General features: G+C 59.9%; 25 protein-coding genes. 20 read left to right on the forward strand and 5 right to left on the reverse strand.

All coding sequences use genetic code 11. The features are described 5' to 3' along the window. Positions 1-28: 28 nt before the first annotated feature. From ACZ5VE_RS01105 to ACZ5VE_RS01120, 4 genes are read left to right on the forward strand one after another with little or no spacing between them, the layout of a single operon-like run. A complete protein-coding gene (locus ACZ5VE_RS01105) occupies positions 29-1,840 on the forward strand; it encodes an acyl-CoA dehydrogenase C-terminal domain-containing protein (RefSeq protein WP_464456251.1) in 1,812 nt (603 codons plus the stop codon). Between the two features lie 28 nt (positions 1,841-1,868). Beyond that, positions 1,869-2,312 carry a DUF2147 domain-containing protein gene (locus ACZ5VE_RS01110; RefSeq protein ID WP_464456252.1) on the forward strand — a complete coding sequence of 148 codons (444 nt, stop codon included), beginning with the start codon at positions 1,869-1,871 and terminating at the stop codon, positions 2,310-2,312. A 38-nt stretch (positions 2,313-2,350) separates the two neighbouring features. Further along, on the forward strand, positions 2,351-3,115 hold the full coding sequence (locus ACZ5VE_RS01115) for an enoyl-CoA hydratase (protein WP_464456253.1): 765 nt from the start codon (positions 2,351-2,353) through the stop codon (positions 3,113-3,115). 43 nt (positions 3,116-3,158) lie between these two features. Beyond that, positions 3,159-3,641, forward strand: a complete 483-nt coding sequence (locus ACZ5VE_RS01120; RefSeq protein ID WP_464456254.1) for a thioesterase family protein — start codon at positions 3,159-3,161, stop codon at positions 3,639-3,641. A gap of 30 nt (positions 3,642-3,671) precedes the next feature. Here the strand turns inward: ACZ5VE_RS01120 and ACZ5VE_RS01125 are convergent, their stop codons facing one another. Beyond that, positions 3,672-4,082, reverse strand: a complete 411-nt coding sequence (locus ACZ5VE_RS01125; protein ID WP_464456255.1) for an acyl-CoA thioesterase — start codon at positions 4,080-4,082, stop codon at positions 3,672-3,674. Positions 4,083-4,121: 39 nt separating this feature from the next. Between ACZ5VE_RS01125 and ACZ5VE_RS01130 the strand changes: the two genes are divergently transcribed. From ACZ5VE_RS01130 to ACZ5VE_RS01190, 13 genes are all read left to right on the forward strand, one after another. Beyond that, positions 4,122-6,002, forward strand: coding sequence for an ABCB family ABC transporter ATP-binding protein/permease (locus tag ACZ5VE_RS01130; protein WP_464456256.1), 1,881 nt, complete (start codon positions 4,122-4,124; stop codon positions 6,000-6,002). Between the two features lie 6 nt (positions 6,003-6,008). Continuing rightward, on the forward strand, positions 6,009-6,947 hold the full coding sequence (locus ACZ5VE_RS01135; protein ID WP_464456257.1) for a LysR family transcriptional regulator: 939 nt from the start codon (positions 6,009-6,011) through the stop codon (positions 6,945-6,947). 221 nt (positions 6,948-7,168) lie between these two features. After that, on the forward strand, positions 7,169-8,059 hold the full coding sequence (locus ACZ5VE_RS01140; RefSeq protein ID WP_464456258.1) for an amino acid ABC transporter substrate-binding protein: 891 nt from the start codon (positions 7,169-7,171) through the stop codon (positions 8,057-8,059). A gap of 91 nt (positions 8,060-8,150) precedes the next feature. Further along, on the forward strand, positions 8,151-8,870 hold the full coding sequence (locus ACZ5VE_RS01145) for an amino acid ABC transporter permease (RefSeq protein ID WP_464456259.1): 720 nt from the start codon (positions 8,151-8,153) through the stop codon (positions 8,868-8,870). A 1-nt stretch (position 8,871) separates the two neighbouring features. Then, positions 8,872-9,540, forward strand: coding sequence for an amino acid ABC transporter permease (locus tag ACZ5VE_RS01150; RefSeq protein ID WP_464456260.1), 669 nt, complete (start codon positions 8,872-8,874; stop codon positions 9,538-9,540). A gap of 27 nt (positions 9,541-9,567) precedes the next feature. Then, on the forward strand, positions 9,568-10,305 hold the full coding sequence (locus ACZ5VE_RS01155) for an amino acid ABC transporter ATP-binding protein (protein ID WP_108285193.1): 738 nt from the start codon (positions 9,568-9,570) through the stop codon (positions 10,303-10,305). Between the two features lie 60 nt (positions 10,306-10,365). After that, complete coding sequence (gene pyrC, locus ACZ5VE_RS01160; RefSeq protein WP_464456261.1) at positions 10,366-11,403, forward strand: dihydroorotase; 1,038 nt, start codon at positions 10,366-10,368, stop codon at positions 11,401-11,403. A gap of 47 nt (positions 11,404-11,450) precedes the next feature. Continuing rightward, positions 11,451-12,227: a DUF3025 domain-containing protein gene (locus ACZ5VE_RS01165; protein ID WP_464457412.1), complete on the forward strand. Its 777-nt coding sequence runs from the start codon at positions 11,451-11,453 to the stop codon at positions 12,225-12,227. 70 nt (positions 12,228-12,297) lie between these two features. Continuing rightward, the gene (gene htpX, locus ACZ5VE_RS01170) at positions 12,298-13,173 is read left to right on the forward strand and encodes a protease HtpX (protein WP_464456263.1); all 876 of its coding nucleotides are present in this window, start codon (positions 12,298-12,300) and stop codon (positions 13,171-13,173) included. 200 nt (positions 13,174-13,373) lie between these two features. Further along, on the forward strand, positions 13,374-14,324 hold the full coding sequence (locus ACZ5VE_RS01175; protein ID WP_464456264.1) for a DMT family transporter: 951 nt from the start codon (positions 13,374-13,376) through the stop codon (positions 14,322-14,324). Positions 14,325-14,360: 36 nt separating this feature from the next. Further along, positions 14,361-15,050 carry an ABC transporter ATP-binding protein gene (locus tag ACZ5VE_RS01180; RefSeq protein ID WP_464456265.1) on the forward strand — a complete coding sequence of 230 codons (690 nt, stop codon included), beginning with the start codon at positions 14,361-14,363 and terminating at the stop codon, positions 15,048-15,050. Then, entirely contained in the window at positions 15,047-16,336 is a 1,290-nt protein-coding gene (locus ACZ5VE_RS01185; protein ID WP_464456266.1) for an ABC transporter permease, read from the forward strand. Before ACZ5VE_RS01180 ends, ACZ5VE_RS01185 begins: the two co-directional genes overlap by 4 nt. 60 nt (positions 16,337-16,396) lie before the next feature. Continuing rightward, positions 16,397-17,035 carry a DUF3299 domain-containing protein gene (locus ACZ5VE_RS01190; RefSeq protein WP_464456267.1) on the forward strand — a complete coding sequence of 213 codons (639 nt, stop codon included), beginning with the start codon at positions 16,397-16,399 and terminating at the stop codon, positions 17,033-17,035. 61 nt (positions 17,036-17,096) lie between these two features. On the opposite strand, the gene ACZ5VE_RS01195 is transcribed toward ACZ5VE_RS01190, so the two are convergent. From ACZ5VE_RS01195 to ACZ5VE_RS01205, 3 genes are all read right to left on the reverse strand, one after another. Further along, positions 17,097-17,996 (reverse strand): 5'-nucleotidase, encoded by a 900-nt coding sequence (locus tag ACZ5VE_RS01195; RefSeq protein ID WP_464456268.1) that lies wholly within the window; start codon positions 17,994-17,996, stop codon positions 17,097-17,099. A gap of 13 nt (positions 17,997-18,009) precedes the next feature. Next, entirely contained in the window at positions 18,010-19,557 is a 1,548-nt protein-coding gene (gene ilvA, locus ACZ5VE_RS01200) for a threonine ammonia-lyase, biosynthetic (protein WP_464456269.1), read from the reverse strand. Between the two features lie 90 nt (positions 19,558-19,647). Continuing rightward, entirely contained in the window at positions 19,648-22,194 is a 2,547-nt protein-coding gene (locus ACZ5VE_RS01205; protein WP_464456270.1) for a TonB-dependent receptor plug domain-containing protein, read from the reverse strand. A gap of 476 nt (positions 22,195-22,670) precedes the next feature. On the opposite strand from ACZ5VE_RS01205, the gene ACZ5VE_RS01210 reads away from it, so the two are divergent. From ACZ5VE_RS01210 to ACZ5VE_RS01220, 3 genes are read left to right on the forward strand one after another with little or no spacing between them, the layout of a single operon-like run. Beyond that, entirely contained in the window at positions 22,671-23,123 is a 453-nt protein-coding gene (locus tag ACZ5VE_RS01210; RefSeq protein WP_464456271.1) for an OsmC family protein, read from the forward strand. Positions 23,124-23,162: 39 nt separating this feature from the next. Next, positions 23,163-23,465: a nucleotidyltransferase domain-containing protein gene (locus ACZ5VE_RS01215; RefSeq protein ID WP_464456272.1), complete on the forward strand. Its 303-nt coding sequence runs from the start codon at positions 23,163-23,165 to the stop codon at positions 23,463-23,465. Beyond that, positions 23,462-23,965, forward strand: a complete 504-nt coding sequence (locus tag ACZ5VE_RS01220) for a hypothetical protein (protein ID WP_464456273.1) — start codon at positions 23,462-23,464, stop codon at positions 23,963-23,965. Before ACZ5VE_RS01215 ends, ACZ5VE_RS01220 begins: the two co-directional genes overlap by 4 nt. A gap of 111 nt (positions 23,966-24,076) precedes the next feature. Here ACZ5VE_RS01220 and coq7 read toward each other — a convergent pair whose 3' ends face one another. Continuing rightward, positions 24,077-24,703: a 2-polyprenyl-3-methyl-6-methoxy-1,4-benzoquinone monooxygenase gene (coq7, locus tag ACZ5VE_RS01225; RefSeq protein ID WP_464456274.1), complete on the reverse strand. Its 627-nt coding sequence runs from the start codon at positions 24,701-24,703 to the stop codon at positions 24,077-24,079. Between the last annotated feature and the right edge of the window lie 187 nt (positions 24,704-24,890).

The following is a 24,890-nucleotide window of genomic DNA, read 5'->3' on the forward strand; positions in this document are numbered from 1 at the left end:
ACATCACCCACATTTTCCAGGAGCCAACATGCCCGTTTACAACCCGCCCCTTCGCGATATGCAATTTGTCTTGCACGAGCTGCTCCACGTCGCCGACGAATTCAAGGCCTTGCCCAAACACGCCGAGACCGATGCCGACACCATCAATGCGGTGCTCGAAGAAGGCGGCAAGTTCGCTGCCGAGGTGGTGTTCCCGCTCAACATTTCTGGCGACACCCAGGGCTGCACGCTCAACCGCGACACCCACGAAGTCAAAGCCCCTGATGGCTTCAAGGCCGCCTATGCGCAGTACGTGGCCGGTGGCTGGCCATCGCTGAGTTGCGATCCCGAGTTCGGTGGCCAGGGTTTGCCTTTTGTGGTGAACCAGTGTTTTTACGAAATGCTCAATTCGTCCAACCAGGCCTGGACCATGTACCCCGGCCTGTCGCACGGCGCTTATGAAGCCCTGCACGCGCACGGCACGCCCGAGCAAAAAGCGCTGTACCTGCCCAAGCTGACCAGCGGTGAGTGGACCGGCACCATGTGCCTGACCGAACCGCACTGCGGCACCGACCTGGGCCTCTTGCGCAGCAAGGCCGAGCCACAGGTCGATGGCACTTACCGCATCACCGGGCAAAAGATCTTCATCAGCGCGGGCGAGCACGACCTGGCCGCCAACATCGTGCACCTGGTGCTGGCCCGTCTGCCCGATGCGCCAGCCGGCAGCAAAGGCATCAGCCTCTTTTTGGTACCCAAATTCAAGGTGGCTGCGGACGGCAGCGTCGGTGAGCGCAACGGCATTTATTGCGGTGGCCTGGAGCACAAGATGGGCATCCACGGCAACGCCACTTGCCAGATGGTGCTCGACGAAGCCGTGGGCACGATGGTGGGGCAACCCAACAAGGGCTTGGCCGCGATGTTCGTGATGATGAACGCCGCCCGTCTGGGTGTGGGCAACCAGTCACTGGGCCTGACCGAAGTGGCTTACCAAAATGCACTGGCTTATGCCAAGGACCGCGTGCAAATGCGCTCGCTGACGGGCGTGAAAGCCCCCGGCAAACCGGCCGACCCGATCATCGTGCACCCCGATGTCCGCCGCATGCTCATGACCGCCAAGGCCTATGCCGAGGGTGGCCGTGCCCTAGCTTGCTACTGTGCCTTGCTGCTCGACAAGGAAGTGAATCACCCCGACGAAGCCGTGCGCGCCGAAGCCGCCGAGATGGTGGCCCTGCTCACCCCCATCGTCAAGGCCTTTACCACCGACAACGCCTGGCAAGCCACCACCGAATGCCAGCAGGTGTTCGGCGGTCACGGCTACATCAAGGAGTGGGGCATGGAGCAGTTCGTGCGCGATGCCCGCATCAACATGATTTACGAAGGCACCAACACCATCCAGTCGCTGGACTTGCTGGGCCGCAAGGTGCTGGGCAACCAGGGCGCATCGCTCAAAAAATTCGGCAAGCTGGTCGAGCAATTGGTCAAAGCCGAAATGGCCAACGAAGCCATGGGCGAGTTCGTGAAGCCCCTGGCCGATTTGGGCCAAAAGCTCACCCAGCTGACCGGCGAAGTGGGCATGAAAGCCATGAGCAATGCCGACGAAGTGGGCGCTGCCGCCGTGGACTATTTGCGCGTGGTGGGCCACTTGGTGCTGGCTTACTTCTGGGCCCGCTCGGCGCAGATCGCCTTGAAAAAACTGGCCGAGGCCGAAGAAGAGGCACAGCGCCCCGATCCGTTCTACCAGGCCAAGCTGCAGACAGCGCGCTTTTACTTCACCCGCCTGATGCCCGAGACATCGAGCCTGATGCGCCGCATCCGTGCGGGCAGCGATGTGCTGATGGACACCGACGCGGCGCTGGCATGAAGTCCGCAGCATGAACAGAAGGAACACCATGATCAAGACCGCATTGACCTTGAGCCTCGGCTTGCTGACCCTGGCTGCACACGCCCAAATGAGCCCGCTGGGCTTGTGGCGCAGCATCGACGATGAAAGCAAGCAGCCCAAAGCCGAGATTCGCATCAGCCAAAACGCGACAGGCGCTTTGTCGGGGGTGGTCGAAAAATCACTGCTGACCACGCCCAGCACCGAGCCCAATTGCAATTTGTGCACGGATGACCGCAAGGACAAGCCCAAAATCGGCATGGAAATCATCCGGGGCGGTCAACAAGGCGACGGCAAAGCAGTGTGGGAAGGTGGGAAAATTCTGGATCCCGAGAACGGCAAGAATTACAGCTTGCGTTTGACCCCGATTGACGGCGGCAAAAAGCTCGAAGTCCGTGGTTACATCGGTACGCCCCTGTTGGGACGCACCCAAACCTGGATTCGGGTTCAATAAGCCGTTTTCTGCACCGACCCCACACCACAAGGAACGCCATGTCTGACATCCTGACCCACATCGACGCAGGGGTGATGACCATCACCTTCAACCGCCTGGACAAAAAGAACTCCATCACCTCGTCCATGTATGCCGCCATGGCCGATGCTGTGGCGCAAGCCGCTGCCGATGCGTCCGTGCGCGTGGTGCTGTTCCAGGGGCATGAAAGCATCTTCAGTGCGGGCAACGACATTGGCGACTTTTTGAACCAGCCACCCAGCACGCAAGAGTCCCCGGTGTTCCGCTTTTTGCGTGGCATCGCCACCTTTGAAAAACCGCTGCTCGCAGCCGTGGCCGGGCCTGCGGTGGGCATCGGCACCACCATGCTTTTCCATTGCGACCTGGTTTATGCCGGTGACAACGCGGCGTTTTCAATGCCTTTCGTGAACCTGGGTTTGTGCCCTGAGGCGGCATCGAGCCTGCTGGCCCCGCGCATGTTTGGTTACCACCGTGCCGCAGAGGCCCTGCTCATGGGTGATCCCTTCTTTGCCGAGGCTGCGCAAGAAGTCGGCCTGGTCAACCGCGTGGTGCCGCCCACCGAAGTCAATGGTTATGCACAAGCGCAAGCCCGAAAACTGGCGGGCAAGCCCTTGTCATCACTCATTGAGACCAAGCGTTTGATGAAAAGTGGCTACCAGCAAGAGGTGTTGCAAAAGATGGACGAAGAGGGCAAAAGTTTCGGGCGCATGCTGCGTGAACCCGCTGCCAAAGAGGCCTTTGGGGCTTTCATGGAAAAGCGCAAGCCCGACTTTTCCAAGCTGTGAGTCAACGGGGCAGCGCAGCGCCGTTCTTCAATAGAATCGTTGCATGCCCCATCGCCCCAATACCCCCGTCGTCCTTGAGCCCGAATACATTGAGGGCTTTCGCCAGATCTACGAAGAAAAGATTGTTTTCAACAAGACACTCGGTTTGAAGCTGGTCAAGGTCACGCCCGAAGGCGTAGAGGCCCGCATCGACATGCGCCCCGAGCTGGTGGGGCACTTTGCCTACAACCGCATCCATGGCGGCGTCATCAGTGCGGTGCTCGATGCCATCGGCAGCGCGGCCGTGATGGCGGCGCTGGCGGCCAAGCACATGGACGAAACGCCCGCCAAACGCCTGGAGCGCTTCGCCAAACTGGGCACCATCGATTTGCGTGTGGACTATCTGCGCCCCGGCATTGGCGAGCACTTCACCATCACCGCCAACGCCTTGCGAGTGGGCTCACGTGTGGGTTCATCGCGCATGGAGTTTTGCGGCCCGGATGGCACCTTGATGTCCACCGGCGCTGCGGCTTACATCGTGTCTTGAGCGCCTGAGGCCGCGCTCAGGCCCTGTGCATCACTCAGCAGGCACCAAGCGCGGTTTGCCTTGGTCGTCCACGGCCACATAGGTCAGGTTCGCTTCGGTGACCTTGATGTATTGGCCTTGCAACTGAAAGCGCTCGGCAAACACCTCCACTTTGACGGTGACCGAGGTACGGCCCACGCGCACGATGCGCGAGAAAAACGACAGGATGTCGCCCACCTTGACCGCTTGCTTGAAGATGAACTCGTTCACAGCCACGGTCACCATGCGCCCGCGCACGCGCCTAGCGGGCAACACGGCCCCGGCCAAGTCGACCTGAGCCATGACCCAACCGCCAAAAATGTCGCCACTGGCATTGCAGTCGGCGGGCATGGGGATGACCTTGAGCACCAGCTCTTGGTCTGTGGGCAATGCCACGGTGTGGGGGCGTTGGGTTTCAGACATGGGCACAATCGGGGTGAACTAAAAACCGGATTGTCTCTTATGCGCCACCACGGCGAAACTGCTGCTCCCTCTGCCTCGACCACGCCCCCATCTGGAACACCTTCAGGCCAGGTGCCCAAGCCCCCTCCGGGCGGCGACTGGAAAACCCTGTCGCGCCTTTTGCCCTATTTGTGGCAATACAAATGGCGTGTGGTCATTGCCCTCAGTTTGATGGTGGGCGCCAAGCTGGCCAATGTGAGCGTGCCCTTGCTGCTCAAAGAACTGGTGGACGCCATGAGCCTCCAACCCGGAGACCCGAAAGCGGTGCTGGTGGTGCCGGTGTCCTTGCTGGTGGGTTACGGTGCTTTGCGCTTGCTCACCTCCGCCTTCACCGAGTTGCGCGAGCTGGTCTTTGCCAAAGCCACGCAAGGCGCATCGCGCAGCATCGCCCTGCAGACCTTTGAGCACCTGCATGCCCTGAGCCTGCGCTTTCATTTGGCGCGGCAGACCGGTGGCATGACGCGCGACATCGAGCGCGGGGTGCGCGGTATCGAGTCGCTGATTTCGTATTCGCTCTACAGCATCATCCCCACACTGATCGAGGTGGGCTTGGTGCTGACCATTTTGGCTGTCAAGTTTGACGCTTGGTTCGCGGGCATCACCTTGCTGGCTTTGGCGCTGTACATCTTTTTCACGGTACGCATCACCGAGTGGCGCACCCAATTTCGCAAACAGGCCAACGAGTTCGACTCGGCGGCCCACACCCGCGCCATCGATTCGCTGCTGAACTACGAAACCGTCAAGTACTTTGGCAACGAGGTGTTTGAAGCTGGGCGTTACGACGAAAGTCTGGAGCGCTTGCGCGTGGCGCGGCTCAAGGCGCAGACCACCCTGTCGGTGCTCAACACCGGGCAGCAGCTGATCATTGCCGCCGCTCTGGTGGCCATGCTTTGGCGCGCCACCGAAGGCGTGGTGGCCGGGCGCATGACCTTGGGTGACCTGGTCATGATCAACGCCTTCATGATCCAGCTCTACATCCCGCTCAATTTCTTGGGCGTGCTCTACCGCGAGATCAAGCAAAGCCTGACCGACCTGGACAAGATGTTTGTGCTGATGGACCGTGAACGCGAAGTGGCCGACGCTCCGGGTGCGCAGGCGCTGGCCTTGCAAGGTGCGCCTGAGGTGGTGTTTGACCGCGTGTCTTTTGCCTATGAAAGTGACCGGCCGATCCTGAAAGACATCAGCTTTGTCATTCCGGCGGGCAAGACGGTGGCGGTGGTTGGGCCTTCCGGTTCGGGCAAGTCCACTCTGGCGCGCTTGATGTTCCGCTTTTACGACGTGCAGCAAGGCTTCATCCGTATCGCGGGGCAAGACATCCGCCAAGTCACGCAAACCAGCGTGCGCCAAGCCTTGGGCATCGTGCCGCAAGACACGGTGCTGTTCAACGACAGCGTGGCCTACAACATCGCGTATGGCCGCCCCGGTGCCAGCCAGGCCGAGATCGAAGGCGCGGCGCGTGCTGCCCGCATCCACGACTTCATTGCCTCCACACCCAAGGGCTACCAAACCTCGGTGGGGGAGCGGGGCTTGAAGTTGTCGGGCGGCGAAAAGCAGCGCGTGGCCATTGCCCGCACTTTGCTCAAAGACCCGCCGATTCTGGTGTTCGACGAAGCCACCTCGGCACTGGACTCGGCCAACGAGCGCGCCATCCAGGCCGAGCTGGCCAGCGTGGCGCAAAACAAGACCACGCTGGTGATTGCACACCGCTTGTCCACCGTGGTCGATGCGCACGAAATTCTGGTCATGGATGCTGGGCAGATCATCGAGCGCGGCAACCATGCCGCCTTGCTGGCGCTGCAAGGGCGCTACGCCAGCATGTGGGCGCTGCAGCAAAACGCAGAGTCGCCGCCTGCCATGGCCGCCATCGCTGCCGCGACATAATTCGGCATGGAAACCAAATGGCTTGAAGATTTTGTGAGCCTGGCTGAAACCCGCAGTTTCAGCCGCTCGGCGCAGTTGCGGCATGTCACGCAGCCTGCCTTTTCCCGGCGCATTCAGTCGCTGGAGGCCTGGGCCGGCGCCGATCTGGTGGACCGCAGCTCGTACCCGACCAAACTCACCCCTGCGGGTGAGACCTTGTACGCCCAGGCGCTGGAGTTGCTGCAGTCCTTGCAGAACACCCGTGCCATGCTGCGCGGGCACAACTCGGCCGGGCAGGACTTTATTGAGTTCGCGGTGCCGCACACGCTGGCGTTCACCTTCTTCCCGTCGTGGATTGCCGGCTTGCGAGACGGTTTTGGGCCCATCAAAAGCCGCCTGATTGCGTTGAACGTGCACGATGCGGCCATGCGCCTGGTTGAAGGTGGCTGCGATGTGCTGATCGCTTATCACCACCCTTCTCAGCCCTTGCAGCTGGATGCCGAGCGTTACGAAATGGTGGTGCTGGGGCAGGAGGTGCTGGCGCCTTATGCCAAAGCAGGCCCGGATGGCCGTGCTGTTTTCAGCCTGCCGGGCACGGCAGCCCGGCCCTTGCCTTATCTGGGCTACGCACCGGGCGCTTATTTGGGTGGCATCACCGACTGGATCCTCAAGCAGTCTAAGACCCCGATCCATCTGGAGCGGGTGTACGAGACCGACATGGCCGAAGGGCTGAAAGTCATGGCGATGGAAGGACATGGCATCGCCTTTTTGCCTCAAAGTGCGGTCAGAAAGGAAGTCCAGACGGGGGCATTGGTCGAGGTCAGCCTGTCGGGCGAGGCACAGCTGTCGTTGACGATGGAGGTCCGTGCTTACCGTGAAAAGCCGGGCAGTCGTCAAGCCCCCAAGCGCAGCGCCCAGGATCTCTGGATCTACTTGGGCAACAGCACCAAGCCTGCTTTGGATTGAGGGTGGTTCATAAGGTCATGCGTTTTTCGCATAAGGCCTCGGGAACACCCTGATGCAGCGCTGACATTAAACTGACTATAGTGACGGCTTGTTGAGAAACAGGCACATTTTGTGCGAACACCGGAAAGCACGGGTGAAGGCCTTACCATTCTGGTGCACAACGACTGCAAGCTTGCAGGCGTTGAACTTGTCGCTTTGAGCGATCTTTTCTGGAGAAACCAATGAAAAAACAATTGCTGGCTGTTGCCGTTGCCGCCTTGGCTTGTGTCTCTGTCCAAGCGGACACCATCGCCAAAGTCAAAACCTCGGGTGCCATCACCATGGGGGTGCGTGATTCTTCGGGCGCACTGTCTTACACCTTGGGTGACGGCAAATATGCCGGTTTTCACTACGAAATCTGCCAGCGCATCATCGCCAACGTGGAAAAAACCGTGGGCAAAAAAGTGGATGTGAAGTTCCAGTCTGTCACTTCACAGAACCGCATCCCCTTGGTGCAAAACGGCACCGTGGACATTGAGTGCGGCTCCACCACCAACAACGCAGCCCGCCAAAAAGATGTGGCCTTTGTGGTGACCACTTACGTGGAAGAAGTCCGCATCGCTGCCAAGCTTGCTTCGGGCATCACCTCGATCGCCCAATTGGTCGGTAAGAACGTGGCCACCACCACGGGCACCACCTCGGTGCAGTTGCTGCGCAAGCACGAGCGTGCCAATGGCGTGAACTTCAATGAAGTGTTTGGCAAAGACCATGCAGACAGCTTTTTGTTGCTGGACTCCGGCCGCGCCGATGCCTTCGTAATGGACGGCTCTATCCTGGCGGGCAATATCGCCAATGCCAAGAACCCCGCCGATTTCCGCATTGTGGGCGAAGTGTTGGCCGTTGAGCCCATCGCCATCATGATCCGCAAGGACGATCCTGCTTTCAAAAAATTGGCCGACGACACCGTGCGTGACTTGGTCAAGAGCGGCGACATGGCCAAGTTGTGGGACAAGTGGTTCCTGCAACCCATCCCACCCAAGAATGTCAAGATCGGTCTGGCTTTGAGCGAAAGCACCAAAGCCGCTTGGGCTAACCTGAACGACAAGCCTGCTGAAGACTACGCCAAGAAGTAATTCTTCAAGGCGCTGAGCAAACCCCGCCGGGGATGACTTGGGCGGGGTTTCTTTTTGGGCGATCGTTTCGCCGGTTCGAGGGAGTTTGAGCATGACATGGGATTGGCAAGTCTTTTTGACCGATGACGGCAGTGGCCGCACCTATCTGGAATGGATGCTGGAAGCCTGGCGCTGGACGCTGGCAGTCGCAGGCAGCTCTTGGCTGGTGGCCATGGTGGTTGGTGCTGTGGTGGGCACTTTACGCACCTTGCCCGGACGGCCTGTGGTGTCGGCCTTGGCCAATGCCTGGGTGGAGTTGTTTCGCAACATCCCGCTGCTGGTGCAAATCTTCCTGTGGTATTTCGTGGTCCCCAAAATGTTCCCGGCCTTCCAACAGGTACCGGGCTTCATGCTGGTGGTGTTTGGTTTGGGGTTTTTCACCTCGGCGCGCATTGCTGAGCAGTTTCGTGCCGGCATTCAGGCCTTGCCCAAAGGTCAGCGCTATGCGGCCATGGCCATGGGCTTCACCACCGCGCAGTCGTATCGCTATGTGATCTTGCCGATGGCGTTTCGCATCATCTTGCCGCCACTGACCAGCGAGTCGATGAACCTGCTGAAGAATTCATCGGTCGCGTTTGCGGTGTCGATTGCTGAATTGACCATGTTTGCCATGCAGGCGCAGGAAGAGACTTCGCGCGGCATCGAGGTGTATCTGGCGGTGACAGCGCTGTATGCGGTGTCTGCCTTTGCGGTGAATCGGGTGTTTGCGCTGATCGAAAAGAAAATGCGCGTGCCCGGCTTTATTGTCTCGGGTGGAACGGGAGGGCACTGAGATGTTGGGACTAGATTTTTCCTATTTCGACCTCGAGGTCTTGCGCAAGTTCGTTTTGGGCGGCTTGCTGTTCAGTGTGCAATTGACCATCACGGCGACCATCGGGGGCGTGATCTTTGGGACCTTGCTGGCCCTGATGCGTTTGTCAGGCTCCAAGATGCTGGCTTTGCCTGCAACCATCTACGTCAACGGCATGCGTTCGGTGCCGCTGGTTATGGTGATTCTGTGGTTTTACCTGCTCATGCCCTTTGTGATCGGTCGCCCGATCGGCGCGGAATGGTCGGCCATCATCACCTTTGTGGCGTTCGAGGCGGCTTATTTCAGCGAGATCATGCGCGCCGGTATCCAGTCGATCCCGCGTGGTCAGGTGTTCGCAGGGCAGGCATTGGGCATGACGTATGGTCAGAACATGCGCCTGGTGATCTTGCCGCAGGCCTTTCGCAACATGCTGCCGGTGCTGCTCACGCAGACCATCATCCTGTTTCAGGACACCTCGCTGGTCTATGCGATTGGGGCCTATGACCTGCTCAAGGGTTTTACCAACGCTGGCAAGATCTATGGCCGTTCGGAAGAGGCCTACATCCTGGCCGCGCTGGTTTATTTTGTGATTTGCTTTGCACTGTCCTGGAGCGTCAAGCGCCTGCAGGCCAGGATCGCCATCGTGCGCTGATGCACGCGCTGAAATTGGGGAATGAACATGATTGAAATCAAAAACGTCTCGAAGTGGTATGGCCCGGTGCAGGTGCTCAACGACTGCTCGGTGAGCATCAACAAGGGCGATGTGGTGGTGGTTTGCGGCCCCTCGGGTTCGGGCAAGTCCACTCTGATCAAGACCGTCAACGGCCTGGAGCCGGTGCAGCAAGGCAGCATCCATGTGGACGGCGTGTCGCTGATGGACGCAGGCACTGACTTGCCCAAGCTGCGCTCGCGCGTGGGCATGGTGTTCCAGAGCTTCGAGCTGTTTCCGCACCTGTCGGTCACCGAGAACCTGACGATTGCCCAGATCAAGGTCTTGGGGCGCTCGGAAGCCGAAGCCAAAGAGCGGGGTCTGAAAATGCTCGACCGAGTGGGCCTGCTGGCGCACAAAGACAAGTTTCCGGGCCAGCTCTCGGGCGGTCAGCAGCAGCGTGTGGCGATTGCCCGCGCCTTGTCGATGGATCCGATCGTGATGCTGTTCGACGAGCCGACCTCGGCGCTCGACCCCGAAATGGTGGGTGAGGTGCTGGACGTGATGGTGCAACTGGCCAACGAAGGCATGACCATGATGGTGGTCACCCACGAAATGGGCTTTGCCCGCAAGGTGGCCAACCGGGTGATTTTCATCGACGTGGGCGGACGCATCCTTGAAGACTGCTCGAAAGACGAGTTCTTCAACCACCCCGAAAACCGCCAGCCGCGCACCAAGGATTTTCTGAACAAGATACTGCAGCACTGACCCCATCGCTGGCACCACAGCTCGAAAACCCGAGCCCACAGGTTTGAGACAATACGCCTCATGACCCAAGAACTCACCCTCACCCGCCCTGACGACTGGCACCTGCATGTGCGCGATGGCGCCGCCCTGAATGTGGTCGTGCCGCACACGGCCGCGCAATTTGGCCGCGCCATCATCATGCCCAACCTCAAGCCGCCCGTGACCACGGCCGAGCAGGCGCTGGCCTACAAGGCGCGCATTCAGGCGGCCGTGCCCCAAGGCATGGCTTTTGAGCCCTTGATGACGCTGTACCTGACCGACAACCTGAACCCGGCAGAGATTGCCCGGGCCAAGGCCGCCGGCGTGGTGGCCTGCAAGCTCTACCCGGCCGGCGCCACCACCAACAGCGATGCAGGCGTGACCGACCTGCGCAAGATCTACCCCGTGCTCGAAGCCATGCAGCGCGAAGGCATGCTGCTGCTGGTGCACGGTGAAGTCACCTCGCCAGACATTGACCTGTTCGACCGCGAAGCCGTGTTCATCGAGCAGCAACTGATCCCGCTGCGCCGGGATTTTCCGGGCCTGAAAATCGTGATGGAGCACATCACCACGAAAGAAGCCGCGCAGTACGTGGCCGGCGGCGACGATTTGCTGGGTGCGACCATCACCGCGCACCACCTGCTTTACAACCGCAACGCCATCTTCACGGGTGGCATTCGCCCGCATTACTACTGCCTGCCCGTGCTCAAACGCGAGACGCACCGGTTGGCGCTGGTGCAAGCCGCCACGGGCGGCAACCGCAAGTTCTTTTTGGGCACCGACAGCGCGCCGCACCCGGCACACCTCAAAGAGCACGCCACCGGTTGCGCCGGTTGCTACACCGCGCATGCCGCCATCGAGATGTATGCCGAAGCCTTTGACCAGGCTGGTGCGCTGGACCAACTCGAAGCCTTTGCCAGCTTCAACGGCGCCGACTTTTACGGCCTGCCCCGCAACAGTGGCCGCATCACGCTGCGCCGCGAAAGCTGGACCCCTGCCGAAAGCTTTGCCTTTGGCGAAGCCGAACTCAAACCCCTGCGCTCCGGCGAGAGCTTGCCGTGGCGTCTGGTGTCGGCCTGAACCCGAACCGCCCGGGCTGCCGGTGCGAACCCGCCTCGACCTTGGGCGTGGCCGACATCGATTGGGCGGCCCCATGGTTGGCCGATTGGCGGCCGGTCGGTGAACCCATTGCACAGCGTGTGGTGGCGGGGTGCGCTCAGCCGCAAGCCCTGACGGATGCCGCTTTGGCGCCGGTGGGCTTTGTGCCGCAAGCCGATTTGCCCGAAGGGCAGGCCTATGAAGACTTCATCTTCGCCACCGGGCAGGTGCCCACGCGCGAAGGGCTGCACGACTTTTTCAACGCCCTGTGCTGGATGCACTTCCCGTTGGCCAAAAAGCGACTGAACCAACTGCAGGCTGGCGAAATTGCGCGAGCCGGGGTGGGGCAGGTGCGTGGCCCGGTGCGCGATGCTGCCACGGTGTTCGACGAAAACGCCTTGCTGATCCAGGCCTCTGACGCCTTGTGGGCAGCATTGACCGAACACCGTTGGGCCGATGCTTTCGTCGGCATGCGCCAAGAGTGGCTCCATGCGCACTTGTGGACGTTTGGCCATGCGGCACTCGAGAAACTGGTGCAGCCCTACAAATCGATCACCATGCATTTGTGGCGCGTGCCCTGCGAGGTGCCGCATGACCAGATCGACGCCTGGCTGGCGCAGGACTTGAGCGCCGACAAGCTCGCGACCAAACCCTTCAGCCCGCTGCCCGTGCTGGGCGTGCCGGGTTGGTGGCCTGCCAACGAAGCCCCTGTTTTTTACGAAGATGTCAGCGTTTTCAGACCACCTCGCCTCAAGGCAGGCGCTGAAAAACCGTACGCCAATCCGGAAATGACGCCTTCGGTTTGATTTTGCGCTGCCAGCCCCTAATATTCAGCCCAACGAGCCCGCGTCTTTCGGGTAGAAAGTGAAACCATCCATGAAACGTATTTTTCTGTTTGTCCTGACCAACCTCGCCGTCGTGGTCGTCTTGGGCATCGTGGCCAACTTGCTGGGCGTGAACCGCTTCTTGACCGCCAACGGCCTGAACCTGGGCGCTTTGATGGGCTATGCGCTGATCATGGGTTTTGGTGGTGCCATCATTTCCTTGCTCATGAGCAAGTGGATCGCCAAGATGTCCTCGGGTGTGCGTGTGATCGAGCAGCCTGCCAATGCCGACGAAGCCTGGATTGTTGAAACCGTGCGCAAGTTTGCCGACAAGTCGGGCATCGGCATGCCTGAGGTGGGTATTTTTGAAGGCGACCCCAACGCCTTTGCCACCGGTGCTTTCCGTGACTCGGCTTTGGTGGCCGTGTCCACCGGCCTGTTGCAAAACATGACGCACGAAGAAATCGAAGCCGTCATCGGCCACGAAGTGGCGCACATCGCCAACGGCGACATGGTCACCATGACCCTCATCCAGGGCGTGATGAACACCTTTGTGGTGTTCATCTCCCGCATAGTGGGTTATGCGGTCGACAGCTTTCTGCGCAAAAACGACGAAGAAAGCAGTGGCCCGGGCATCGGCTATTTCGTGACCACCATCGTCATGGACATTCTGTTGGGCTTTGTCGCCGCCATGATCGTGGCCTGGTTCAGCCGCCAGCGCGAGTTCCGCGCCGACGCGGGTGCCGCCAAATTGATGGGCCGCAAGCAACCCATGATCAACGCCTTGGCCCGCCTGGGCGGCGTGCACACGGCCGAGTTGCCCAAGAGCATGGCGGCGATGGGCATTGCGGGTGGCATCGGCCAGCTGTTCAGTACCCATCCGCCGATTGAAGAGCGCATTGCCGCCCTGCAAAACAGCGCTGGCTAATTCCCGTCGGTTTGCGTGGGAGCGAGCCCCTGCTCGCGAATGTGCGCAGCGCAACATCCACCATTCGGCCGCAGGGGCAGCCTCCCACACACATTCGGCCCCCGTCCAGGACCATCAAGCCCCGTAACCCAAGTGACCCGCTTGGGCGATGACTCACCCTAAGATGGCAGGGTGAACCTTCTATATCTCGGTGCGTGCGCATGAAGCCGCGCAAACCCTTTTTCTCTCCCGCTCGTCAATGGACGCTTGCCCACCGCCGTGGGCGGCGCACATTTTCGGCCTGGCCTGTGGCGGTGCGGGGCATGGTCTGGATGGTGTTGGGGGGCCTGTTGTTTTCGGTCCTGAACACCATTGCCCGCCAGCTGACGCTGCACCTGGACGTTTACCAGTCCCAGTTCTTGCGCTATCTGTTTGGCCTGCTGGTGATGCTGCCCCTGGTGTACCGGGATGGCTGGCGTGCTTACGCGCCGGTCAACATGGTCGGGCAGTTCTGGCGGGGCGGGGTGCACACCCTGGGCCTGATTTTGTGGTTCACCGCCTTGCCCAAAATCCCCTTGGCCGACATGACCGCCATCGGCTTTACCGGCCCGATTTTCATCATGATCGGGGCCGCCTGGTTTTTGGGCGAGCCCATGCGCAAAGACCGCTGGATCGCCGCACTCATTGGTTTTGCCGGCGTGTTGGTGGTGGTTTTGCCCAAGATGTCCGGCAGTGGCGGCTGGTACAACCTGGTCATGCTGGCCTCGGCGCCGGTGTTTGCCGCTTCTTTCCTCATCACCAAAGCCCTGACCCGCTATGAAAAACCCGGCGTGATTGTGTTGTGGCAGGCCCTCACGGTCACCGTGCTCAGCCTGCCTATGGCCTTGCCGCACTGGCAAATGCCCACGCCCATGCAATGGCTGGGGTTTTTGGCCACGGGCATCTTGGGCACGCTGGCCCACTATTGCCTGACGCGGGCTTTTGTCATGGTCGATATTTCGGCCACCCAGTCGCTGCGCTTTCTCGATCTGGTCTGGGCTTCCTTGCTGGGGTGGCTGGTGTTTGGCGACGTGCCGAGCCAGTCGACTTGGCTGGGGGCTTTTGTGATCTTGTGCGCCACGGTGTGGATTGCCCGCCGGGAAGGCCGCAGAAAGATCGCCGTGCCCGATTGACGGGGTATATTGCCCAGTCAAAACAGGGAGAGCTGTGTGATCGACATCGAGCCATTGCGTTATGCATGGACCCCGAACGGCAAAGACACGCTGGCATTGGGCCGCCTGCATGTGGACGCCGGAAGAACGGTTTTTTTGCACGGTCCCAGTGGTTGCGGCAAAAGCACTTTGCTGGGCTTGTTGGCGGGCGTGCTGACGCCGCAGCAAGGCCGTGTGTCTTTGCTGGGGCAAGACTGGGCGGCTTTGCGGCCGGGCCAGCGCGACGCGTTTCGGGCGGACCATGTGGGTGTGGTGTTCCAGCAATTCAATCTCTTGCCCTATTTGAGTGTGCTCGACAACGTGACGCTGCCTTGCCGGTTTTCTGCGCTGAGGCGTGCGCGCTGCGAGATGGGCGGCGGGCCTGAAGCCTCCGCCCAAAGTTGGCTGCAGCGCATGGCTTTGCCCGCTGAGCTGTGGGCACGCCGCGCCGACGCTTTGTCGGTGGGCCAGCAACAACGCGTGGCCGCCGCTCGCGCTTTGATGGGCCAGCCCGAGTTGGTTTTGGCGGACGAGCCCACCTCGGCGCTTGACGCCGCATTGCGCCAAGACTTCATGCACCTGCTTTTGCAGGCGACGCGCGATGCGGGCAGCACCTTGGTGTGCGTGAGCCATGACGAACAACAGGCCGCACGGTTTGATGTGTCATGGTCCTTGCCCGAGTTGCTCCAGGCTGGGGGCAACCCATGAACAGCCTATGGGGCATTGCTCGGCAAAGCGCCTGGAACCGGCGCAGCACCTTGGTCTGGGTGGTGCTGTCACTGGCGCTGGCCACCGCCTTGCTCTGGACGCTGGAGCGCTTGCGCCACGACATCCGCAGCAGCTTTACGCAATCGGTCAGCGGGGTCGATTTGATTGTTGGGGCCCGCAGCAGCCCGGTGCAGCTGATGCTGTTTTCGGTGTTCCACATCGGCAGCAACGCGCAAAGCCTGTCCATGGACAGCGTGCGCGCTGTGGCGCAGCACCGCTCGGTGTCGTGGGTGGTGCCCCTGAGTCTGGGCGACTCACACCAAGGCTATCCGGTGCTGGGCAGCACGCCCGGGTATTTCCAGCACTTTGCCTATGGCGACAAACAGCCTTTGGCCTTGGCGCAAGGCGAGGTGTTTGCTGGCACCCTCGATGGTTTGTACGAGGCCGTGATCGGGTCCGAGGTGGCGCGCAACAGGGCTTATGCCCTGGGCCAAAGCATCACGCTGGGCCATGGCCTGCACGAGCATGACCGCGAAGAGAAAGAGGCAGACGAGCACGCCGACAAACCGTTCAAGGTGGTGGGCATTCTGGCCCCGACCGGCACACCCGTGGACCGCACGGTGCATGTGAGCCTGCAGGCTCTGCAAGCTGTGCACCTAGGCTGGGTGGCGGGCACGCCCATGCCGGGCGGGCAGATTCCGGCCGATCATGCGCGCAAATTCAACCTGGAGCCCCAACAAGTCACAGCTGCTTTGGTGGGCCTCAAAACCCGGGCCGCGGTTTTCAATGTGCAGCGCTATGTCAACCAATACGAGGGCGAAGCCCTGATGGGCGTGATGCCTGGCGTGGCCTTGGGGGAGCTGTGGACGGTGTTGGGCTTGGGTGAAAACGCCTTGTTGGCCGTCTCGGCTTTGGTGGCATTGGTGAGCGTGCTGTCGCTCATGGCGGTGGTGTTGGCAGGCCTGAACGAGCGCCGCCGCGAACTGGCCGTGCTGCGCGCAGTCGGTGCCGGGCCGCGCCATGTGTTGGGTCTGCTGGCATGGGAGGGCCTGTGGGTCACAGGTGTTGGCGTCTTGTTGGGCGTGTTGTTGGCTCAAGTGGGCATGGCGTTGTGCGCGCCTTGGCTGCAAAACGCGCTGGGCATCCGTTTGCAAATGGCTGCCCCCTTGCCCACCCAGTGGGCGCTGGCCGCAGCCGTGTTGCTTGCGGGCCTGCTGGCCAGTTTGGGGCCCGCCTGGCGGGCTTACCGCATGTCTTTGGCCGATGGCCTGTCGCCACGCGTGTGACGCACCCGTAGGCAGTCTCACAACAGTGCGTCAATGAAAACAGGATATGGGAGCGTGGGAATGAACAAAATGCCGGCATTTTTGAAAACGGGCGTGCTGCTGTGTGGCTTGGGCGTGCTTGGCACTTGGCCGCTTGGCGCCCTGGCCCAAAGCGTGCGCGAGACCGCGCGTGAGCTGGTGCCGCAGGTGCAGCCAGCTTTGTCTGCCGAAGCCGCACCTGCCGGGGCCAGCGCGCCAGGCCCGGTGCGCACCATCGGCTGGGAGCAACTGATCCCGGCAGGCTGGGACCCTTACAAAGACCTCAAAGCGCTGAACCTGGATGGTCTGAAAGACAACGACCCGAGGGCTGACGAAGCCTTGAAAAAAATGCGCAAGATGTGGGACAACGCGCCCATCAACCCCTTGTTGCTGGGGCAAAACGTGCGCATACCGGGTTTCCTGGTGCCCCTGGAGGACGTGCCCGGCGGCATGAAAGAGTTTTTGCTGGTGCCTTACTTTGGCGCTTGCGTGCATTCCCCGCCGCCTCCGGCCAACCAGATCGTGCATGTGGTGCTGGACAAACCCAACAAGCGCTTTCGCCTGATGGATGTGGTGTGGGTCTCTGGCCTCATCAGTGCCACCAAAACCGACTCGCACATGGGCGCTGCCAGCTATCGGATAGACGCCAAGGCGCTCGCCCCCTACGTCGAAAAGAAGTGAGCTGGTTTTGGGGTGCATTCGGCCGCAGGGGTGGCCTCCCACAAGCATGACACCTTGACCGTCAATCCGGGTTCGACACCCCCGACGCCACATGCCCCGAAGGCACATGCTGCGCCGCAGACTCGATGTGCCCCGTCTGGTCGTCAAAGAAAAAGTCGGGCTCGAACTCGCGCAAGAATTCGCCCTTGGGCAAGCCACCCAAAAACATGGCTTCGTCCACTTCGATGTTCCAGTCCATCAATGTGCGAATGGCGCGCTCGTGCGCCGGGGCGCTGCGTGCGGTGACCAGCGCGGTGCGGATACGCATGGCGGGCGTGCCTTCTTGCTGCAACCGGTGCAAAGCCGCCAGCAAGGGTTTGAAAGGCCCGGCCAGCAAAGGCTGCCCGGCCTTGTCGCGTTCGTGTGCCTGAAACGCCGACAAACCCTCGGCCTGAAACACGCGCTCGGCCTCGTCCGAAAACAGCACCGCATCGCCGTCAAAAGCAATGCGCACTTCGTGAGGGTGCGCTTCGGACGCGAGGGCGGAGTGCGGGTACACCTGCGCGGCAGGCACGCCCGCACCCAGTGCCGCACGCACATCCGACAAATGTGTGGACAAAAACAAATTGGCATTCAGTGGCTTGAGGTAGCGCCACGGCGGCTGGCCCCGCGTGAAGCTGCCGCGCTGGATGGGCAAGCCGTAATGCTGCGCCGAGCGGAACACCCGCATGCCCGAGACCGGGTCGTTGCGCGACAAGATGACCACCTCCACCCGCTGCGCATTCGCGTCGTTGAAGGCCAGCAGCTTGCGCACCAGCGAAAACGCCACACCGGGTTTGGCGGGCGCTTCCAGCCTGTCCAGCTGAAGCTTCATGTAAGCCCGGTCGTCGCCTTGCTCAAACAGGCGGTTTTCTTCTTCAAAGTCGAACAAGGCCCGCGACGAGATGGCGACGACGAGTTGGCCTTCAAGGGATGCTGGCATGTGAAACTCCGCGTCAGCTTCTTAAAAACATTCGGTACGCCGGATTGCTCGTCTCTTCCGCATACGGATACCCCAGGGCCTCCAGAAACTTGGCAAACGCCTTGTCGTCTTTGGGCGGCACCTGCAGGCCCACCAGAATGCGGCCGTAGTCGGCGCCTTGGTTTCGGTAATGGAATAGGCTGATGTTCCAGCCTGGGCGCATCAGGCTCAAGAACTTGAGCAAGGCACCTGGACGCTCCGGAAACTCAAAGCGTAGCAAGCGCTCGTCTTGTGACATGGCCGAGTGCCCGCCCACCATGTGGCGGATGTGCTCTTTGGCCAGTTCGTCGTGCGTCAGGTCGATGGCCTGGAACTTGTGCTTGTTGAAGTTGGCCGTGATCTTGGTGCTCTCGCCCTTGCCATGCGTGCTCAGCCCTAAAAACACATGGGCTTTGTCCGAGTCGCTCATGCGGTAGTTGAACTCGGTCACGTTGCGCGGGCCGCCGGGCAGGCTGCCAATCAGCTCCAAAAAGCGCTTGAAGCTGCCTCGCTCTTCGGGGATCGTCACCGCAAAAAGCGCTTCTTTTTCTTCGCCCACGTCGGCGCGTTCGGCCACAAAGCGCAGGCGGTCAAAGTTCATGTTGGCGCCACACAAAATGGCCGCATAGGTCTGGCCCTTGGTCTTGTGCGTGGCCACATATTGCTTAATGGCGGCCACGGCCAGCGCGCCTGCGGGCTCCACGATCGAGCGGGTGTCCACAAACACATCCTTGATGGCCGCGCAAACCGCGTCGGTGTCCACCGTCATGTATTCGTCCACCAGATGGCGTGCCACGCGGAAGGTCTCTTCGCCCACCAGCTTGACGGCAGTGCCGTCCGAAAACAGGCCCACATCGGGCAAGGTGACGCGTTTTTTTGCGGCCACCGACTGGATCATGGCGTTGGAGTCGTTCATTTGCACGCCGATCACCTTCACCTCGGGACGCACCGCCTTGATGTAGTTGGCCACCCCGCTGATGAGGCCGCCGCCGCCGATGGCCACAAACACCGCATCCAGCGGGCCTTGGTGCTGGCGCAGCATTTCCATGGCAATGGTGCCTTGGCCTGCAATGACGTCCGGATCGTCAAAGGGGTGCACAAAAGTCAGACCTTGCTTTTTTTCCAGCAGCACAGAGTGGTTGTAGGCGTCTGAATAGCTGTCGCCAAACAACACCACTTCGCCGCCCAGGCCTTTGACCGCGTCGATCTTGACCTGTGGCGTGGTGGTCGGCATGACGATGACCGCGCGCGTGCCCAGCTTGCTGGCACTGAGTGCCACGCCTTGGGCATGGTTGCCGGCCGAGGCGCAGATCACGCCTTTTTTGAGCTGCTCGGGCGTCAGGTGCGCCATCTTGTTGTAAGCCCCGCGCAGTTTGAAGCTGTGCACAGGCTGCTGGTCTTCTCGCTTGAGCAAGACCTGGTTATGCAGGCGGCGCGACAGGTTTTTGGCGGGTTCTAAAGCCGACTCGGTGGCCACGTCGTACACGCGGGCATTCAGGATCTTGATCAGGTAGTCGGCGGGTTTGAGGTGAGGTGTGGCCATGTGAAATCGCGAGATGCAGGATGGCAACACCACCCCATAAGACAAAAAGCAATGATAGCCCTTGATTCGTGCCTCAATGGGGCAGCCAAGTCACCATACTTTCCATTCTCCAGCGAGTCGGAACGTCCGGCCGTAATAATCGTTGTAGCGTGTGTCAGAGCGGGGAAGTGATGAAATGATGGAGGCACCCAATGACATGAGGCGTTCTGGTGGCGTTTCGTTGGTGAGGTTGGTGACCGACCAATGCAGCTTGAATGATTTAGACAGTGCATGCCAGCCCGATACATCCAAGGTCCAGGTGTCCTTGACTTGGTGGGTGTAACGGTCGCCAACGGGCAAACCACGGTAGTCGACCACGCTGTAAAGCGGGATGGGCTCACGGTTGCCCGACATGTAGTTGATTTGACTGTTGATGCCCCAATTGGCCTGTTCCAGCCCCGATGTGAACCTGACTTTGTTGCGTGGCGTGACGGACTCGTATGCCACTTGGTACTGCCCCAAGTCCGAGACAAGGGGGTCGCCGGGGTAGTTGCTGCGGCGTGATTTCAGGTTGTGGGTTCCTTCAATGCCCAGCAACCAACGCCCCCAGTCGGTGGGCAGCCGGTGTTGAATGTAGTAATCGATGCCGCTTTTTTCCATTTGCCCCAGGTTCATGGCCAGCAAGTCATAGCGAACGCTGCCATCGGGGTTGACCGTGTAATGCGCAGCTTTCAGCCGGGGATCTGCATCGATTTGCGAAATGGTGGGTGTGCCAAAAGTATCTTTGACACGGATGCGCCAGAAATCTGCACCAATGCCCCAGTTGGCCTGGGGTTGGGCATGCGCACCGAAACTCCATTGCGTCGATTTTTCGGGTTGCAAATCGGGATTGCCTACGGCGAAACCGCTCAACGGTTTGTTGTTGGGTGTGGTGCCTGCCAAAACATATGTGGCGACTGGCGTCATCTGGCTCAAGGTGGGGGCTCTGTAGCCTGTGCCCACGTTGGCACGCAGATGGCTTTTTTCTGTCAAAGCGTATTTGAGCCCGACCTTGCCAGTCAAAACCGATCCAAAACCGGTGTACTTTTCAGCGCGCATGGCCCCCATCAGTTCCAAGTTCTCCCAAGCCGGAATTTGCAACTCCAGCGAAGCCCCCATGTTTTTGCGTTGCGCTGAATAGCTGGGCATGAGCACGGGGCTCGCCGGGTTTGTAATGTCCAGCTTTTGCTGCTGCGCAAAAACACCGCCGCCCAGCTGGATGTCGCCCCACTGCGTCTCGCCAACCACCTTGGAGCCGCGCAGTTCCAGCCCTTGTTGAACGATGCTCGCCTCACTGAGCAGTCGGGGGTCTCGAATTCGGCTGTTCAATGCACTTTTCAGCCCGGTTGAATAGCTGGCAGGGTCGTTGACCAGTTCGTTCGCATAGGGTTGGAGCAAGGCGGCCCATTGCGCGCTTGTGGTCGCTTGGTAAGCCCCTTCCTCATTGAGCTTTGTGCCGTTTTGGCTGTGTACTGCGCTGAGTGTGTAATCCCAATCGGCCAAGCGCCCACGGGAGCCGAGCACCAAGCGTTTTCTGTTGTTGTTCTGTGTCCGCGCCCCCGACTGGTAGGCATCCGGTGCGTAGTAATAATAATTAGGCATCTTAAAGACCAAGGCTGTGTTGGTCGGAGATAAGTTTGTGTATGCATTGGCCGCGTGCTGCAGCGAAAGCTCCGAGAACAGGGTGTGATGGACCGACAAGACCCGATCAAACTGGGCATACAGGGTTTGGGAGCGCTCTTCGGGGTAAATGTTGCTGTTTCGGTAGGTGCTCGACAGGCAACGCTTGATGCCGTGGTAAGCCGGACTGCTCAACGACAAGGTCACATCCGGCACAAAGTCATAACCTGTTGTGCAGTCGGCGGCTGTCTCAACGGGTTTGTAGGTTTTTCCTGGCGACGAATACGAGTAGTTCGTGTACCGCGGCACAAACGTCAGTGGGCGCCCGTTGGCATCCACGCCATAAGGTTTGGCCCGAGGGTCGGTGTAGCTGCGCTCTTTGGCCAGCAAAGCTTCCCGCTCGGACGCTTCAAAGTGGATTTGCAAGGCATAGCCATCTTGTGCAAGTTTTCCCCGACCCCAATTCAGCGCCATGCTTTTTCCACTTCCCCCCGAGCCTTGAGGGTTGAGCATTTCCGCTTTGAGGGTCAAGCCATCGGTGTGTTCCTGGGTGATGATGTTGATCACGCCGGCAATGGCATCGCTGCCATAAGTGGTCGATGCGCCGTCGGACAGGATTTCGATGCGCGCAATCGCACTCAATGGCAGCAATGACAAATCGACAGCCGTGCGGTCCAGATCTGCACGTTGTGACGCCAGCGGGGCCACGCGTCGACCATTGATCAAAACCAAAGTCCCGGCTTCATAGCCGTGAATGGCGCCAGCTTCGTTGCCCCCTTTGCCTACGGAATTCACGCCGCCCAACTCATTGGCTGAATGCATGGCAGGCAGTCGCTGAATCAACTCGGTCATGTTCTGAGCCCCCAGGCGCTGAATTTCGCGTTGATCGATGACCCGCACTGGCAAAATTTCCCGGGCACGGGGGTTCACGATGTTGGAACCGGTGATTTCGACCCGTCCGAACTGCCTGTATTCAGGGGCTTTGTCCACGATCGTCATGTTGTACTCGGCGCGCCCCGGCACACAAACAAGCCCAAGGAGCCCGACCCAACAAAACGCCAACCACTGATGTCGTTCGATTTTCAGTGACCGAAAGTTGGTTTTGAAGGTGTTTCGAGCAATGCGCATAAATCTTTCCTTTTGTCACTTTTGATTCAAAGTGACCCGATAAGAAGAAAAGATTAAACCATTGTTACTTTAAAAGTACTCAAAGAATTTGCGCAAAAAAAATGCCCCGAGCCTTGCGGCTTGGGGCAAATCCACCTTTTCAGAGGGTGGAGGAGACAAAAGGTGCATGCAAAAAAGCACGCGTGTGCAGATTTTAGCCGGATATTTGTTGCGTTGCAGCAAGCTGTGTGTACCAAATTGCAAAAACTTGCAAAGATGGACAGAGCAATCCGGTTTACGATCCGCTTCCAATTTATTCATCAGGCATGCATGCGCAAAGCTGCCGTGCCACTGCCAAGAAAGCACTTATGGAATGCACAGTCACCTGGACCGGCGCTGCCGGCACCCGCTCCGGCATGGGTTTTGTGGCCGAAACCGGCTCCGGCCACATCGTCAACATGGACGGTGCCCCCGATGCCGCCAAGCCTGAAAACGGTGGCCAAAACCTCGCGCCCCGCCCCATGGAAATGCTGTTGGCAGGCACGGGCGGCTGCACGGCTTATGACGTGGTGCTCATCTTGAAGCGTGGCCGCCACGACGTGCGCGGCTGCAGTGTCAAGATCAGCAGCGAACGTGCCGAGGTCGACCCCAAGGTCTTCACCCGCATCAACATGCACTTCACCGTCACGGCCAAAGGCGTGACCGCCAGCGCCGTGGAGCGGGCCATTGCCATGAGCCACGACAAATACTGCTCGGCCAGCATCATGCTGGGCAAAACGGCCGAGATCACGACCAGTTTCGATATGGTGGAAGTCGGCTGAATCCGTTACGCTTCGTCCCTGCGTTCACAATTAACCGCCATGCGACTGTCAGCCCAATCCCAAGCCATCATCCAGCAAGCTGTTTTGCAGCGTTTTGGTGATCAGGCGCAGGTGCGCTTGTTTGGTTCGCGCTTGGACGATGCGGTCAAAGGCGGGGACATCGATTTGCACATTCGTGTCCAGGGCGGAGTCGACAACCCTCTCTGGGAAGCCTCTTTGCTGGCAGCACATTTACAAAGAAAACTCGAGGGCCGTAAAGTGGATGTGCGCTTGCTCGATACGAAACACCAGATTTTGCCCGTCGATCTGGTGGCGCTTTCAGAAGGCGTTTTGCTGTCATGACCATACATTTGAAAAGCCTCAAAGATAAGCTTGCCACGGGAGATCGCGAACGCTTGTCGGGACTGTTGAAAACGGCGCAGGCCGAATTACTGCATTTGCAACAAACAGATCAAAGGCTCTTTGGCAGGCCCTTCAACCCGGAAGGCTTGGTGACGCAGCTGGCGGACATTGACTTTTCAGAGCGGGTAGATGCTTTTGTCGCCCGGTTTGGGCGATTGCAAGACTTGCTGGGCGACAAGCTGTTGCCCGCATGGCTCAAAGCCATGGAGGAGAGCGTTGGCGCGGTGCTTGAAAACCTGGATCGCGCTGAGCGCTTGGGGCTGATTGAGGGTGCCGACGATTGGCTGGCCGTGAGAAAGCTTCGCAATTTGATGGTGCACGAATACATCGACCGTGCAGAAACCTTGCACATGGCCTTGTACGCAGCACACGCGCACGTGGGCATGCTGGCTAAGACCGTAGAAAGATTCAAGCTGCGGACAGAAAATTTGTTGGGTTGATGGCCTGCCTCAAGATTTATTGGGGGACCCAGCACCGTGCTTGGTAAAAGCGCCGAGATCACCACCAGTTTTGAGCTGGTGGACGTGCAAAGCTGACGGAGCGTTACCCCCTTAAACCCGGTGTGCCACGGTGATCATCACCTTGGCGGCGGCCTGCATCAGGGCCTTGACCGGGCCGGGCAGCTCCACCGCACCTGCTTTCATGGCCATTTGGGCATGAGCGATCTCGTCGGCTTTCATTTGCGCCACGATGGCGCGTGATGCGCTGTCGGCCGCTGGCAAGCGGTCCATGTGGCTTTGCAGATGGGCTTCCACCTGGCGTTCGGTTTCGACCACAAAGCCCAAACTCACCTGGTCGCCGCCCAGCTTGCCTGCGGCATACCCAATGGCAAAGGCTCCCGCGTACCAAAGCGGGTTCAAGAGCGAGGGGCGGTCGTTCAGGTCATCTAGGCGCTGCTTCGTCCAGGCCAGGTGGTCGGTCTCTTCGCGGCTGGCCTCCGCCAACTGAGCGCGCAGTGCCGGTTTTTGGCAAGCCAGGGCTTGGCCGGTGTACAGCGCTTGAGCGCACACCTCGCCCACATGGTTCACCCGCATCAATGCAGCAGCTTCGCGACGCTCGGCGTCCGACATCTCAATGGGCAAGGCCGCGGCTTGCGGGGTGGGGCGGCTGGCGCGGGGCTCGGCCCACAAGGTGCGCAGAGCACTGTCAGCGGCCAAAATCAAAGCGTTGAGGGTCATGGGGAATAAGCACCAATAGATAACAAGACTGTAAAGCAGTCAGGCTTGGGCAGGCCGTTCGTGGGCTTACACGCCTGTTTTGATGTTTCATTTGATGGATTTGACAGTCACTGGAAGTCGTTGAATTTATTGAGAAAAATATTAAAAATTAATTCGATTTGAGGGTGCGTGGAGTGGGCTTGTTGCA

The sequence above is a fragment of the Limnohabitans sp. INBF003 genome (assembly GCF_055396645.1).

What these genes read in the sequence shown, in the direction of transcription:
- ACZ5VE_RS01105 (WP_464456251.1), top strand. Translation starts at nt 29, where the DNA reads ATGCCCGTTTACAACCCGCCCCTTCGCGATATGCAATTTGTCTTGCAC.
- ACZ5VE_RS01110 (WP_464456252.1), top strand. Translation starts at nt 1,869, where the DNA reads ATGATCAAGACCGCATTGACCTTGAGCCTCGGCTTGCTGACCCTGGCT.
- ACZ5VE_RS01115 (WP_464456253.1), top strand. Translation starts at nt 2,351, where the DNA reads ATGTCTGACATCCTGACCCACATCGACGCAGGGGTGATGACCATCACC.
- ACZ5VE_RS01120 (WP_464456254.1), top strand. Translation starts at nt 3,159, where the DNA reads ATGCCCCATCGCCCCAATACCCCCGTCGTCCTTGAGCCCGAATACATT.
- ACZ5VE_RS01125 (WP_464456255.1), bottom strand. Translation starts at nt 4,082, where the DNA reads ATGTCTGAAACCCAACGCCCCCACACCGTGGCATTGCCCACAGACCAA.
- ACZ5VE_RS01130 (WP_464456256.1), top strand. Translation starts at nt 4,122, where the DNA reads ATGCGCCACCACGGCGAAACTGCTGCTCCCTCTGCCTCGACCACGCCC.
- ACZ5VE_RS01135 (WP_464456257.1), top strand. Translation starts at nt 6,009, where the DNA reads ATGGAAACCAAATGGCTTGAAGATTTTGTGAGCCTGGCTGAAACCCGC.
- ACZ5VE_RS01140 (WP_464456258.1), top strand. Translation starts at nt 7,169, where the DNA reads ATGAAAAAACAATTGCTGGCTGTTGCCGTTGCCGCCTTGGCTTGTGTC.
- ACZ5VE_RS01145 (WP_464456259.1), top strand. Translation starts at nt 8,151, where the DNA reads ATGACATGGGATTGGCAAGTCTTTTTGACCGATGACGGCAGTGGCCGC.
- ACZ5VE_RS01150 (WP_464456260.1), top strand. Translation starts at nt 8,872, where the DNA reads ATGTTGGGACTAGATTTTTCCTATTTCGACCTCGAGGTCTTGCGCAAG.
- ACZ5VE_RS01155 (WP_108285193.1), top strand. Translation starts at nt 9,568, where the DNA reads ATGATTGAAATCAAAAACGTCTCGAAGTGGTATGGCCCGGTGCAGGTG.
- pyrC (WP_464456261.1), top strand. Translation starts at nt 10,366, where the DNA reads ATGACCCAAGAACTCACCCTCACCCGCCCTGACGACTGGCACCTGCAT.
- htpX (WP_464456263.1), top strand. Translation starts at nt 12,298, where the DNA reads ATGAAACGTATTTTTCTGTTTGTCCTGACCAACCTCGCCGTCGTGGTC.
- ACZ5VE_RS01175 (WP_464456264.1), top strand. Translation starts at nt 13,374, where the DNA reads ATGAAGCCGCGCAAACCCTTTTTCTCTCCCGCTCGTCAATGGACGCTT.
- ACZ5VE_RS01185 (WP_464456266.1), top strand. Translation starts at nt 15,047, where the DNA reads ATGAACAGCCTATGGGGCATTGCTCGGCAAAGCGCCTGGAACCGGCGC.
- ACZ5VE_RS01190 (WP_464456267.1), top strand. Translation starts at nt 16,397, where the DNA reads ATGAACAAAATGCCGGCATTTTTGAAAACGGGCGTGCTGCTGTGTGGC.
- ACZ5VE_RS01195 (WP_464456268.1), bottom strand. Translation starts at nt 17,996, where the DNA reads ATGCCAGCATCCCTTGAAGGCCAACTCGTCGTCGCCATCTCGTCGCGG.
- ilvA (WP_464456269.1), bottom strand. Translation starts at nt 19,557, where the DNA reads ATGGCCACACCTCACCTCAAACCCGCCGACTACCTGATCAAGATCCTG.
- ACZ5VE_RS01205 (WP_464456270.1), bottom strand. Translation starts at nt 22,194, where the DNA reads ATGACGATCGTGGACAAAGCCCCTGAATACAGGCAGTTCGGACGGGTC.
- ACZ5VE_RS01210 (WP_464456271.1), top strand. Translation starts at nt 22,671, where the DNA reads ATGGAATGCACAGTCACCTGGACCGGCGCTGCCGGCACCCGCTCCGGC.
- ACZ5VE_RS01215 (WP_464456272.1), top strand. Translation starts at nt 23,163, where the DNA reads ATGCGACTGTCAGCCCAATCCCAAGCCATCATCCAGCAAGCTGTTTTG.
- ACZ5VE_RS01220 (WP_464456273.1), top strand. Translation starts at nt 23,462, where the DNA reads ATGACCATACATTTGAAAAGCCTCAAAGATAAGCTTGCCACGGGAGAT.
- coq7 (WP_464456274.1), bottom strand. Translation starts at nt 24,703, where the DNA reads ATGACCCTCAACGCTTTGATTTTGGCCGCTGACAGTGCTCTGCGCACC.